The 11,995-nt window shown below is 63.8% G+C and carries 15 protein-coding genes; 3 read left to right on the top strand and 12 right to left on the bottom strand.

Annotated elements, in window-relative coordinates; translation table 11 throughout:
- Window positions 1–19 precede the first annotated feature (19 nt).
- Window positions 20–1,225 carry a DUF3419 family protein gene (locus tag Q8R73_RS25790; protein ID WP_305722366.1) on the bottom strand — a complete coding sequence of 402 codons (1,206 nt, stop codon included), beginning with the start codon at window positions 1,223–1,225 and terminating at the stop codon, window positions 20–22.
- Between the two features lie 159 nt (window positions 1,226–1,384).
- Between Q8R73_RS25790 and Q8R73_RS25795 the strand changes: the two genes are divergently transcribed.
- Both Q8R73_RS25795 and Q8R73_RS25800 read left to right on the top strand, forming a co-directional pair.
- On the top strand, window positions 1,385–2,083 hold the full coding sequence (locus tag Q8R73_RS25795) for a class I SAM-dependent methyltransferase (RefSeq protein ID WP_305722367.1): 699 nt from the start codon (window positions 1,385–1,387) through the stop codon (window positions 2,081–2,083).
- Window positions 2,080–2,403: a multidrug efflux SMR transporter gene (locus Q8R73_RS25800; protein ID WP_305722368.1), complete on the top strand. Its 324-nt coding sequence runs from the start codon at window positions 2,080–2,082 to the stop codon at window positions 2,401–2,403. The genes Q8R73_RS25795 and Q8R73_RS25800 overlap by 4 nt, the downstream gene beginning before the upstream one ends.
- Window positions 2,404–2,418: 15 nt before the next feature.
- On the opposite strand, the gene Q8R73_RS25805 is transcribed toward Q8R73_RS25800, so the two are convergent.
- The 9 genes from Q8R73_RS25805 to phnG all read right to left on the bottom strand — a co-directional run bounded on the left by Q8R73_RS25805 (window position 2,419) and on the right by phnG (window position 9,962).
- Complete coding sequence (locus tag Q8R73_RS25805; protein ID WP_305722369.1) at window positions 2,419–3,333, bottom strand: YbhN family protein; 915 nt, start codon at window positions 3,331–3,333, stop codon at window positions 2,419–2,421.
- 259 nt (window positions 3,334–3,592) lie between these two features.
- On the bottom strand, window positions 3,593–4,222 hold the full coding sequence (phnN, locus tag Q8R73_RS25810; RefSeq protein WP_305722370.1) for a phosphonate metabolism protein/1,5-bisphosphokinase (PRPP-forming) PhnN: 630 nt from the start codon (window positions 4,220–4,222) through the stop codon (window positions 3,593–3,595).
- Window positions 4,219–5,376 carry an alpha-D-ribose 1-methylphosphonate 5-triphosphate diphosphatase gene (locus Q8R73_RS25815; RefSeq protein ID WP_305722371.1) on the bottom strand — a complete coding sequence of 386 codons (1,158 nt, stop codon included), beginning with the start codon at window positions 5,374–5,376 and terminating at the stop codon, window positions 4,219–4,221. Before Q8R73_RS25815 ends, phnN begins: the two co-directional genes overlap by 4 nt.
- Window positions 5,377–5,389: 13 nt before the next feature.
- Window positions 5,390–6,088 (bottom strand): phosphonate C-P lyase system protein PhnL, encoded by a 699-nt coding sequence (gene phnL / locus Q8R73_RS25820; RefSeq protein WP_305722372.1) that lies wholly within the window; start codon window positions 6,086–6,088, stop codon window positions 5,390–5,392.
- A gap of 10 nt (window positions 6,089–6,098) precedes the next feature.
- Window positions 6,099–6,902 (bottom strand): phosphonate C-P lyase system protein PhnK, encoded by an 804-nt coding sequence (phnK, locus tag Q8R73_RS25825; RefSeq protein WP_305722373.1) that lies wholly within the window; start codon window positions 6,900–6,902, stop codon window positions 6,099–6,101.
- Complete coding sequence (locus Q8R73_RS25830; protein ID WP_305722374.1) at window positions 6,895–7,779, bottom strand: alpha-D-ribose 1-methylphosphonate 5-phosphate C-P-lyase PhnJ; 885 nt, start codon at window positions 7,777–7,779, stop codon at window positions 6,895–6,897. The genes phnK and Q8R73_RS25830 overlap by 8 nt, the downstream gene beginning before the upstream one ends.
- Window positions 7,776–8,885 carry a carbon-phosphorus lyase complex subunit PhnI gene (locus Q8R73_RS25835; RefSeq protein ID WP_305722375.1) on the bottom strand — a complete coding sequence of 370 codons (1,110 nt, stop codon included), beginning with the start codon at window positions 8,883–8,885 and terminating at the stop codon, window positions 7,776–7,778. Before Q8R73_RS25835 ends, Q8R73_RS25830 begins: the two co-directional genes overlap by 4 nt.
- 3 nt (window positions 8,886–8,888) lie before the next feature.
- Window positions 8,889–9,497: a phosphonate C-P lyase system protein PhnH gene (gene phnH, locus Q8R73_RS25840; protein ID WP_305722376.1), complete on the bottom strand. Its 609-nt coding sequence runs from the start codon at window positions 9,495–9,497 to the stop codon at window positions 8,889–8,891.
- A 3-nt stretch (window positions 9,498–9,500) separates the two neighbouring features.
- The gene (gene phnG, locus Q8R73_RS25845; protein ID WP_305722377.1) at window positions 9,501–9,962 is read right to left on the bottom strand and encodes a phosphonate C-P lyase system protein PhnG; all 462 of its coding nucleotides are present in this window, start codon (window positions 9,960–9,962) and stop codon (window positions 9,501–9,503) included.
- Window positions 9,963–10,080: 118 nt separating this feature from the next.
- Between phnG and phnF the strand changes: the two genes are divergently transcribed.
- Window positions 10,081–10,809, top strand: a complete 729-nt coding sequence (phnF, locus tag Q8R73_RS25850; protein ID WP_305722378.1) for a phosphonate metabolism transcriptional regulator PhnF — start codon at window positions 10,081–10,083, stop codon at window positions 10,807–10,809.
- Window positions 10,810–10,815: 6 nt separating this feature from the next.
- Here phnF and phnE read toward each other — a convergent pair whose 3' ends face one another.
- Window positions 10,816–11,673, bottom strand: coding sequence for a phosphonate ABC transporter, permease protein PhnE (gene phnE / locus Q8R73_RS25855; RefSeq protein ID WP_305722379.1), 858 nt, complete (start codon window positions 11,671–11,673; stop codon window positions 10,816–10,818).
- On the bottom strand, window positions 11,673–11,995 hold a 323-nt coding region (locus Q8R73_RS25860), incomplete at its 5' end, for an ABC transporter permease (RefSeq protein ID WP_305722380.1). The genes Q8R73_RS25860 and phnE, both read right to left, overlap by 1 nt.

Raw genomic sequence — 11,995 nt, forward strand, 5'->3', positions numbered from 1 at the left:
CGTCGAAAGGTTGCGCCAATCAACGCCGCGCGTAGCAGTGGAACCCGCCGTAAATCCCCGAACGGTCCCGCTCAAAACCGACCGCGCTCCGCTCCTCGTCGCGGCGCCAGATTTTCCGCAGCGGCGCCAGTTCTTCATTTTCCAGCGGAGACTCCCTGCCGGCAGTGCGGAAAATCACCCGGACGTCGTCGCTGCCGGTGCGGTCAATTGCAGTCCAGAGCGCGCGGATCTCTTCGGAGGCCATCCAGTCCTGCGAGTCCAGCAGCACCACGGCATCGACCTCGCGCGCCGGAAGGCCTTCCAGAAACTGCCGCAGATTGGCGTGCACCGGAATGATCAATCCGGCGCCGTCGCGCATGCGTTCGAACTGGCTGCGCTGCAGATAGGGCGGCAGGCAGACATCGCCGGGACCGCGATAACTGCGATGCAGCGCCTGCCATGCGAAATAGTTGGTCTCATTGGGATGACCGTTGATCAGCCGCAGCAACCGCTCGTGAAGCACCTGGTTGAGCGGCGCGTCGGCGCCGAGCAGCGCCCGCTGCTGCGGCGGAATGCCGAGGCTGAACAGCAGCGCGGGCGTTCCGGTGATCAGCCGCGCCAGCGGTGAATGAAACAGGCGATGAAGACGATACAGCGCCCGGATTCGTTCGGTAGAATTCTTCTCCCCGTTCAGCAGTGCCGGAAGGTCGACGCGCGCCAGTTTCGCTGCCACATGCGCGAGGCCGATGAAGCGACCGAGCATGCCGTGGCGGTAGAAACCGTCGTTGAAATAGGCGTGCCGCGGACGACCTATGAAGTTGAGCCGGTCCCAGTAGGCGCGGATCTCTGCATCCAGCACCGGCCGCAGCCGCTCGCGATATAGCGCTGAATTGTCGACCGAGGCGCCTTCTCCGAAGAACTGCCAGAATTCGGCGTAGCTGGAGAACGCACGAAGCCCCGCGAGTTTGAGCTGGAGCAGCGACAGGTGCGCCTCGTTGAGGTCGACCGCATAGACCTGCGCCGGTCGCGCCGCGAGATAGGACAGCGCGTTGCATCCGCCGGAGGAGATCGTGACGATGGTGGATCCGACCGGCAATCGAAGGGCCGCGAGATCCGCTTCCGGATCCTCCCAGATCTGGGTGTAGACCAGCCGGCGAAACCAGAACGCGAAAAGCCGGTCCCACACGGTTTCCTCGGCCTTCCCCCGGCTGTTGCGGACCGCGTCTGCGATGAGTTGCGTATTCATCCATCCCCCGAATCAACAATCTCACGAGGCTATCGCGGACACGCTGCAGTTTTGCGACGGCGGCGAAGACGAAACCCAGACACAAGGGGCACGCTGTCACATCCCTGTCGCGCGAACATCGCAAGGATCAGGCGATCACAGGCGATACGAGGTGCTTGGATGTCGATTTATTCCGAGGAGATCAGCACAAATTCGTCGTGGCCAGTCGAGGCCACGCGCCGCATGAACCGGATGTACCGTCGACAGCGCCACATTTACGACGGTACCCGGCGATATTACCTGTTCGGCCGGGACCGCATGATCGCCAATCTCGGCGCCAACGCTGGCGCGGATGTGCTGGAGATCGGCTGCGGAACCGGCAGGAACCTGGTGCTCGCCGCCCGGCTGCATCCTGACGTGCGGTTCTTCGGCATCGATATTTCCACGGAGATGCTGACGTCGGCGATCTCGGTCATTTCGCGTCGCGGCCTGACCAAGCGAATTCGCGTCGCGCATGGCGACGGGACTTCCTTCAATCCGCAGGCCCTGTTCGGTATCGCACAATTCGACCACGTGATGGTCTCTTACAGTCTGTCGATGATCCCTGACTGGCGCCGCGTGCTGCAGGCAGCCGCAAGCGGCCTCAAGCCCGGCGGGCGTCTGCACATTGTCGATTTTGGCAATCAGGAGCGCCTGCCGGGATTCGCCCGAACGCTGCTCAAGGGGTGGCTGGCGCTGTTCGATGTCACCCCTCGTGACGAGCTCGAACGCGAGTTGTTGGCGATGGTCAAGAGGACGAACGCCGATCTGAAGTTCGATCGACCATTCCGCGGCTATGCGCAATATGCCGTACTGACCCTTCCGCCGAAGGCCGCGTGACCGGTTGGCTTGCATTGTTGGCGGCGGGACTGCTTGAGATCGCCTGGGCATTCGGGTTGAAATATTCCGATGGCCTCACCCGGTTCTGGCCGACCGTTGCAACCCTCGTGGCAATCGCGCTCAGCTTCGGGCTGATGGCGATCGCGCTGAAGTCGCTGCCGTTTGGCACGGCCTATGCCGTGTGGACCGGCATCGGCGCCACCGGCACCATCATTCTGGGAATGCTGATCTACAGCGAGCCGGCCGATCCGGTCCGGGTCCTGTGCCTGACGCTGATCGTGGCGGGAATCGTGGGGCTCAAGCTCAACTCGCCGGTATGAACTGCCAAAATGGCTTCACGGCCTTCTCCTAGCGCGCAAGCTCCTCCAGCCCTCGAGGCCACCGAACAGCGCCAGCGCCAGCACGAACGGAAGGAAATGGTACAGGAACCGGAACATGAGCAGCGCCGCAATGACCGGCTCCTTCTCGTCGCCGGCCAGGCCGATCAGTATCGCCGCGTCGAACACGCCAATTCCCGCGGGCGTGTGGCTGGCAAAACCCAGCAACGTCGCGGCGATGAACACGGCGACCACGCGAAACACCCCGATATCCAGCCCGGCCGGCAACAGCACATACATCGCCAGCGCCGCGGCGCCGAGATCGAAAATTCCGATCGCGATCTGCAGCAGGACCATCGGCCCTGACGGAAGCCGCACCGGCCAGCGCCGGGTTCCGAAACTCCTGGGCGCGATCCAGGTCCAGAGCAGGAAGGCGAGCACGCCGACAATCAGCGCCACTGCGAGCCAGCGATTGGCAGCCGGCGGCAGATAATTGATCAGGCTGATAGCATCGGGTGCGCAGAGCAGGCTGAGCGCCAGCGCCGTCAGGTTCCCAAGCCAGAACGTCAACCCGGTCAGGAAGCTGATATTCGCCACGTCGAAAACCCCGAGGCCATGGCGCGAATAGACCCGGTAGCGGATCACAGGCGCGATCAACGCCACCGCTCCGACGCCATGCGCGATCGGGTAGCTGGTGAAACTCGCCAGCGCTGCAATCCGGTACGGGATGTCGGCCCGCGTGATCGTGCGCAGTGCCAACAAGTCGTAGAGGGTCAGGCTGGCATAGGAGACCGCCACCAGCACCAGGGCCATGACAATCACGCCTGGGCTCGTGTGTCGAACGACCGAGAATACCTCGCCGTAGTCGACGTTCTTGAGCGCATGCATCAACGCGAAGATAGCTGCCCCCGCGATGGCAAGGCTGACGACCACGCCCAGGCCCTTCAGTCGGGCGTGGCTACGGGGTGTCTTTGGCAGTACAATGGCCTTCAGGGGGTGCATCCGTCCGGGCGCGGTACCGATGGCTGCGCCGGCTGATTCGGGTGATCGATCTCCCCCAATGGCATGCCGATGTGACGAGAGCGTTACGCGCCGTATCGGGGCTCCCCGGCGACTGCCGCGCCTGCTCCGGCCATGCCTCCGTCATAAACCTCGCCGCCCCCTGCGCACTGAAAATTGATCTGGTTAACCATCATGACGATGGCGACGCGCGGGGCTTTGTCGTCGAAGGCGAACAAGCGTCGCTGATGATCCGCAGCAATTCCAAAGCATGATCCTCGGCATTGCCGACATTCATGATGACGACATCAGGCGGGGCGGCATCCGCCTCGACAGCGCGGCTCAGCCGGTCGGCGACCCGGCCGTCGCTGCCGCGCGCCCGCGCGGCAAGCCGCTCGGCGAGGATCTCAGCCGGCGCCGTGATCGAGACCACCATGACGTCGGCATAGGCGCGGCGTAACTCACCCACGACGGTACGTGACGCATTGGCAACTACCGTCCGCCCGGCGCGGATTTCGTCATCGATGGCACGACGCAGCCCATAGCAATGACCATGAGCCTCCCAATGCACGGAAAACTCGCCACGGACTTGCGCCTGACGAAATTCCGCAGGTCTCAGATGTTCATTTTCTTCCGAGGATGACGCTTCACGCGTCACGACGCGGCGCGGAAAGACGATGTCGCCGCCGCCGGCGCAGACGGCGCGGACCAGACCGATCAGCGTGTCCTTGCCGGCGCCGCTCGGACCGACCACCAGAACCAGCCGGCCCGGACCGATCCCCGTCGCGGCCGGATCGCCGCATATCGTCGTCGCCTCCGTCACGCTACGCGATGCCCTTCACGCCAGACGCTGCGCACCACCGGAATATCGCGGGCCACGTGCACGCGGATCAGATCGGCACGCTTGCCTGCTGCAATCTCGCCGCGATCATCGAGCCCGACCGCTTCGGCGGGCGTCTTGGTGACGGTGCGGACGGCGGACGCAAGGTCAATGGCCGGTACGCGCTGCGGCAACTGCAATGCGGCCATCAGCAGGCTGGAAGGAATATAATCGGAGGACAGGATGTCCAGCAGTCCCTCGCACGCGAGGTCGATCGCGGCGATGTTGCCGGAATGCGAACCGCCGCGCACCACGTTCGGCGCTCCCATCAGGATGCCGATGCCCGCCTCGTGCAATCCACGGGCGGCTTCCATCGTGGTCGGGAATTCCGCTACCGAAATCCGGTCCTTGATGGCATCGGTCACGTTTTCGTCCGTGGTGTCGTCGTGGCTGGCGAGCGGAATGTTGTACTGGTGGGCCAGCGCCACGATCTCGCGCATATTGGTCGCGGCATAGGCCTTCTGATAGGCAAAGCGGCGTTCAAACAGCACGTCGAGTTCGGCGTCGGTCATGCCGGCGCCCTTGCCGCGGTAGTAGTCGCGCAGCTTGCCTTCGTCGCGAAACTGCCGTTGTCCCGGTGTGTGGTCCATTAAGGACATCAGACGGACGTCCGGCCGGCCGATCAGTTCCCTGGCTTCCTCGACCACGCTTGGCATGGGGATTTCGCAGCGCAGATGCAGGAAATGATCCGATCGCAGCAGATCGGCGTCGCGGGCCGCCGAGATCGCCTCGGCTAGCACACCGGCCCTGCCATCGACGTCCTCGGCGCCGTCTTCGCGCCAGACCCGCAGCGAATCCAGCACCGTGGTGATGCCCGATGTCGCCAGCTGCGCGTCATAGGAGACCACGGCGGCGATCGGATCCCAGAACACCTTTGGGCGGGGCACGTAATGCGCTTCCAGATGATCGGTGTGCAGCTCGATCAGACCGGGCATAATCATGTCGCCGGTCGCGTCCACGCTGCCGGCGGGGGCGCTCCCCTCGCCACATTCCGCGATTCGGCCGTTGGCAAAGGCAATCCAGCCGCGCTCGATCACGCGGTCGGCGAGAACGATCCTGGCGTTGCCAATGACGGTGTCGGAGCCGGTCGAAGTCATGTCGGTTCTTTCTCTAAGCCGCTAATGCAAACGACGTCACGTCGACGATGCGGTCGGCGATCAGATGGCGGATCTCGTCGTCATGGACAATGGCGACCATGGCAACGTCCGCACGTTTCTTTTGCTCGATCAATTCGACCACGACAGCACGGTTCGCCGCATCGAGCGATGCGGTCGGCTCGTCCAGCAGCAGGATCGGCAGATCGGAGATGAAGCCGCGCGCGATGTTGACGCGCTGCTGCTCGCCGCCGGAGAAGGTCGAGGGCGGCAGCGGCCACAGCCGCTCCGGGATGTTGAGGCGACGCAGCAACTGCCCTGCCCGCTCCTGCGCCTGCGGACGCGCCATTCCGTTGGCGATCAACGGTTCGGCCACCACGTCGAGCGTGGCCACCCGCGGCACCGCCCGCAGAAACTGGCTGACATAGCCAATGGTGGCACGGCGCACGCTGAGGATCTGCCGCGGTTCGGCGCTGGCGAGATCGACCAGCGTGCCCTGGTGGCGTATCCCGATGCGGCCGCCATCGCAGCGATAATTGCCGAAGATCATCTTCAGGATCGAGGATTTACCGGCGCCCGACGGACCGGACAGCACCACGCACTCGCCGGGCTCGACCTGAAAGGTGACGCCGCTTACCACCGGCAACTCTATGCCGCCCTGCAGATGCATGGTGAAGGTTTTTTGCGCGTGGCGGATATCGATCATCGCGGTCATAGGCATGGGCTCACGCTGGCAGAATCGAGGAAACGAGCAACTGGGTGTAGGGCTCGCGGGGATCGTCCAGCACCTGGTCGGTCAATCCGGTCTCGATGACCCGGCCGCCCTTCATCACCATCACCCGGTGCGACAACAACCGCGCCACCGCGAGATCGTGGGTGACGACGATGGCGGCAAGGCCGAGTTCGCTGACGAGGTTGCGCATCAGATCGAGCAGCCGCGCCTGCACCGACACGTCGAGCCCGCCGGTCGGCTCATCCATGAACACCAAACGCGGTTCAGTCACCAGATTGCGCGCGATCTGCAACCGCTGTCGCATGCCGCCGGAATAGGTCCGAGGCGCATCGTCGATGCGCCCGATATCGATCTCGACGCGTTCCAGCCATGATGTCGCAGTGTCGCGGATGTGACCATAGTGATTCCAGCCGACCGCCATCAGCCGCTCGCCGACATTGGCGCCGGCCGACACCGCCATCCGCAGTCCCAGCACGGGGTCCTGATGCACATAGCCCCAGTCGGTGCGGAACAGAAACCGGCGCTCGGCTTCGCCGAGAGCAGCCAGGTCGCGCATGACCCCGTCGCGCATCCGATACGATACTTTACCGGAGCTCGGAGCCAACTGCGCCGACAACAGTTGCAGCAAGGTGGATTTTCCCGATCCGGATTCGCCGACGATCGCCAGCACTTCGCCGGGGTAAAGCGAAAAGGACACGTCCTGGCAGGCATTGAGCCGGCCATAGGTCTTGCCGAGGCCCCCGGCCATCAGCAGAGGCCGGTCGTAGTCCTGCATGGCGGTGTTGCTGTCAGCCATGCGACCTCTCCTTGTGCGGGGCCGCGCTTTCGCTGCCGCGATGACCTTGCGCCTGCCGGTTCTCGCAATAATCGGTGTCGGAGCAGACGAACATCCGGCTGCCCTGGTCGTCGGTGACAATTTCATCGAGATAGGAATCATCGGCGCCACACAGCGCGCAGGGCGCGTCGAAGCGGTAGCGTGTGAACGGGTGATCCTCGAAATCGAGCGACACCACCGAGGTGTAGGGCGGGATTGCATAGATGCGCTTCTCGCGGCCGGCGCCGAACAGCTGCAGCGCCGGGCAATTGTCCATCTTCGGATTGTCGAATTTCGGTGTCGGTGATGGGTCCATCACGTAGCGGGCGTTGACCTTGACCGGATAGGCATAGGAGGTGGCAATGTGGCCGAAACGGGCGATGTCCTCGTAGAGCTTGACGTGCATCAGTCCATACTCAGCGAGCGCATGCATGCGCCGGGTCTCGGTCTCGCGCGGCTCGAGGAAGCGCAGCGGCTCCGGAATCGGTACCTGGTAGACCAGCACCTGCCCGCCATGCAGCGGCGCCTCCGGAATGCGGTGCCGGGTCTGGATCACGGTAGCATCCGCCGTGGCGGTGGTGGTCGCGACGCCGGCGGTCCGGGCGAAGAATTTTCGGATCGAGATCGCATTGGTTGTATCGTCCGAGCCCTGATCGATCACTTTCAGCACATCGGACGGCCCGAGGATCGCCGCAGTGACCTGCACGCCGCCGGTGCCCCACCCATAGGGCATCGGCATTTCGCGGCTGGCGAAAGGCACCTGATAGCCGGGGATCGCGATCGCCTTCAGGATGGCGCGCCGGATCATCCGCTTCGTTTGTTCATCCAGATAGGCAAAATTGTAGACCGGCGCGTTCATTCCGCGGCCTCCTGCATCGGCTCTGAAGTGTCCGCCGCCGCGTCCAGGAATTCCTTTCGCAGCTTCCGCAGCAGGCCGAGTTCGGACTGGAAGTCGACATAATGCGGCAGTTTGAGATGCTCGACGAAGCCGGTCGCCTGCACGTTGTCGGAATGCGACATCACGAACTCCTCATCCTGTGCCGGAGCGACGATCTCCTCGTCGAGTTCGCGGGCGCGCAGGCTGCGGTCCACCAGCGCCATCGACATGGTCTTGCGCTCCGAGTGCCCGAAGGCGAGACCGTAGCCTCGCGTAAAGCACGGAGCTTCCGTCGCCGAGCCCTTGAACTGGTTGATCATCTGGCACTCGGTCAGCGTCACCGCGCCGAGCGGCACGGCGAAACCGACGTCTTCGGCCATGAACTCCACTTCGACCTCGCCGAGCCGAATTTCGCCGGCAAAGGGATGGCTGCGGCCGTAACCGCGCTGCGTCGAATAGCCGAGCGCCAGCAGGAAGCCTTCGTCGGCGCGCGCCAGATTCTGCAGCCGCAGATCGCGGTCGGCCGGAAAGCCGAGCGGCTCACGCGTGAGGTCGCCCACCGGTGAACCGGCGTCTGCCCGAGGCGAAGGCTCGATCAGTCCGTCGCGGCCGAGAATGTCGGTAACGCGCGGCATGGTCGCGTTTGATGCTTCCGCGGCCGCAGGCGGTTCGGGCAACGACGTCTCTGCCAATTGCGGATCCAGCAGTCGGTGGGTGTAATCGAAAGTCGGCCCGAGAATTTGGCCGCCCGGAACATCCTTGAAAGTCGAGGAGATCCGGCGGCGCACCTGCATCTGGCCGGTATCGACCGGCTCGGTGGCGCCGAAACGCGGCAAGGTCGCGCGGAAAGCTCGGACCAGGAAGATCGCCTCGATCATGTCACCGCGCGCCTGCTTCAGCGCGAGAGCCGCCAGTTCCCGGTCATACAGCGAGCCCTCGGTCATCACGCGATCGACGCCGAGGCTAAGCTGTCCGGATATCTGGGCGAGCGAGAGTTCGGGAACGTCGCGATCGCCGCGCCGCTCATGCGCCAGCAGGCGATGGGCGTTCTCGATGGCGCGCTCGCCTCCCTTGACGGCGACATACATGCTTCAGTCTCCCTTCGCGGCGAGCCGCGTGGTTCTGGGTATCGCGACAACGGCATCGTCGGCCACCAGCACCACGTCGATGCCACGGGGGAACAACGTGGCGTTAATGGCCAGCCGCTCGAACAGGTCGGCGGGCTGGAGCGTGGCGCGCAACACGGCTGTGCCGTCGATTCCGGGGCCGCTCAGTTCGAAAGCCGAACCTTGCGCCAGACTTTCCACCTGCAGAATGACCGTCGTCGACCGATCGGGGTACTCGCTGGTGCCGAACGCAAATCGGTCGAGCGCCGGGAGGGCGCGCGGGTCGCCGATGAGCGCAAAACTGCATACCGATGAATCCGCGATGACCGGCGCGCTGGTGTGGAACTTGAGCCACTTTCCCACATCGGGCGTTTCGGACATCAGCGGATCGAGCCAGACCGGCGTGTCATGGTCGAACAGTGTCAGGGCAATGGCGGCGGTTCCGCGCATCAGGGCGGCGGGTGCGCCGGATTCCGCCGTAACACGCTGGACGCTGCCCGGGCGCGCCATTGCGTCCATGACCGAACGGAAGGTCGTCTGCGCGGACAGAACCTTGTCCGCGAACCCGGCAGGCAGCTCGGCAACCGTCGTCATCGTTCAGCCCTCACCACGCACCATCGTGTAGAAATCGACCCGGGTCGCCGCGGTCTCCGCAGCTCTGCGGTCCTGTTCGGAGACCATTGTGGCACGGAGCGGCGTCAGCACGTTCTCTTCAACCGCCTCCGCGAACTCATGCGACTGTACCAATGCGTCGCACAGCGCGATCATCTGCGCCTTCCGTCGGTCGCGGCCGAGCACATAGCCGAAGCCGACCTCGCCGGTAGCAAGCCGCACCGCGGCGCGCGATACCGTGGCCTCGCCGAGATTGAATGGCGCACCGTCGCCGCCGATGCGGCCGCGCAGCATCACCAGGCCGTTCTCCGGTTCCCGCAGAATCTCGTAAGCCGGAACCACGATCGAGTCGAGACGACGAGCAATCTCCGCCGCCTCGGAATGCGCTAGCACCGTCATGGCCGCCTTGCGTTGCGCCTGCTTGCCGTTTTCGTTCGCGACGTTCATATCAGCCTTGCCGGAATCAAGTTGTCTATGTTAATAGACAACTTGATAGCGAAGCGCCATGAATGTTTCGTGACATCAGGATGATTTTTCCAATGCCCCTCCCCGGCGTTCTCACGCCATGAGCATGCAAGACGCGGCCTCCGGCGTGGCGTTGTGGCGGCAGGTCGCCGACGGCATCGAGCGCGGCATCGCGGACGGCCGTTTTGCCGCAGGCGAGCGCCTGCCAGGCGAGACCGAAATCGCCGAGACCTATCGGGTCAACCGCCACACCGTAAGGCGCGCGCTGGCGACGCTGGCCGAACGCGGACTGGTGCGCGCCGAGCGCGGCAGCGGCACCTATGTGGAAGCACCGCGACTTGCCTATCCCCTGCGTTCGCGCACGCGGTTTTCCGAGATCGTCGGCGCCGGCGGCCGCGAGCCGCGCGGCCAGCTGATCGGCGCATCCGAAGAGCCGGCGACCCGTGAACTGGCGCGGCAGCTCGGCCTCAAGGCCGGAACGCCGCTGGTGCGGATCGAAGCGCTGCGGCTGGCCGACCGCACGCCGATCTGCATCGGCACCACGTGGCTCGCAGCGGAGCGCTTCCCCGACGCGGGGCGGGTCTACGAGCGCGCCCGATCGACGACAAAGCTGCTGGCGCATTACGGCGTCCGCGACTACCGCCGGGCCTCGACCCGCGTCACCGCCGCCATTGTCGATGCCACCGATGCGATCAGGCTCGACCTTGCGCTCGGACGCCCGGTTCTGGTGGTCGACAGCACCGATGTCGATGCCGACGGAGCACCGCTGCTGACCACCCGCGCACGCTTTGCCGCCGAACGGGTCGAGTTTCTGGTCGAGAACGGCTAGCCGCGCCTAGACGGTGGCGCGCCGCCCGATGATTGCAAAACGCAATCTCGATGAACACCAGTCGATGATCGCAACCGTGATCAGTATCATGATGATCAGGAACGCGACGCGGTCCCAATTCTGCTGACTGATCTCGTTCGAAAGGTAGAGGCCAATTCCCCCTGCCCCGACAATCCCAATGACGGTCGCGGAACGCGTGTTCGATTCGAAATAATAGAGCACCTGACTGAGAATCACCGGCAGCACCTGAGGAACGATGCCAAACCGTATCTGATGCAGCGTCGAACCTCCGGTCGATGTCACGCCGTCAATCGGCTTGGTGTCGGCCGTCTCGATGGCTTCCGAGAACAGCTTGCCGAACGAACCAATGTCCGACATCGCGACCGCCAGAATTCCAGCGAAGGGTCCAAGCCCGACCACATTGATGAAGATCAGCGCCCAGATCAACGTGTCGACGCCGCGTATCGTATCCAGAAACCGGCGCGACAGGAAATGAATGGCTCGTTGCGCGACAACATTCTTGGCGGCAATGAAGGCCAGCGGAAATGCGATCACGGCTGCCAGCATGGTTCCGAGAAGAGCGATCGCCAGGGTCTCGGCGAGGCCCTTCAGATAAAGCGGAAGCAGGTGTCCGGGGGTCGGCGGAAACATCAGGCCGATGATGACGCCAAGACGGCTTATTCCGGTTGCCAGCTTTTCGAACGAAAATCCCAGCCAAATCATGCCGAAAAGGAACACCCCGAACAGGGCCGCAACAATAGCAATTGCCTGCATTCGCCTCAGGGGTGACGGCCTGAAAATGCCGGGATAGGCCTGCTCGAGCCGGGCCCTGTCAACGCCGGCAAGGGGTGACGATTGCGACATCAACGGCGTCCTTCAATGCCGAGAAGACGATGGCGCAGGCGTTCCGTGAGCAAATCGATAAGGACCACGGTCGCAATGATCATCAGGAGGATGGCACTGACGTCCGAGTAGTAGAATTGCCGGATCGAACCCAGCAACTCCTTGCCGATTCCCCCTGCACCGACAAAACCCATCACTGAGGCACCCCGCACATTTATTTCGAAGCGCAGAAGCGTGTAGCTTACGACGTTTGAGAGCACTTGTGGTACGACCGCGAACCGGATTTGCTCCACCCAGTTGCCACCCGTTGCGCGAACGCCCTCAACGGGATTCATGTCGATAT

The organism is Bradyrhizobium sp., assembly GCF_030697065.1.
In the GTDB taxonomy this organism is placed as follows: Bacteria; Pseudomonadota; Alphaproteobacteria; order Rhizobiales; family Xanthobacteraceae; genus Bradyrhizobium.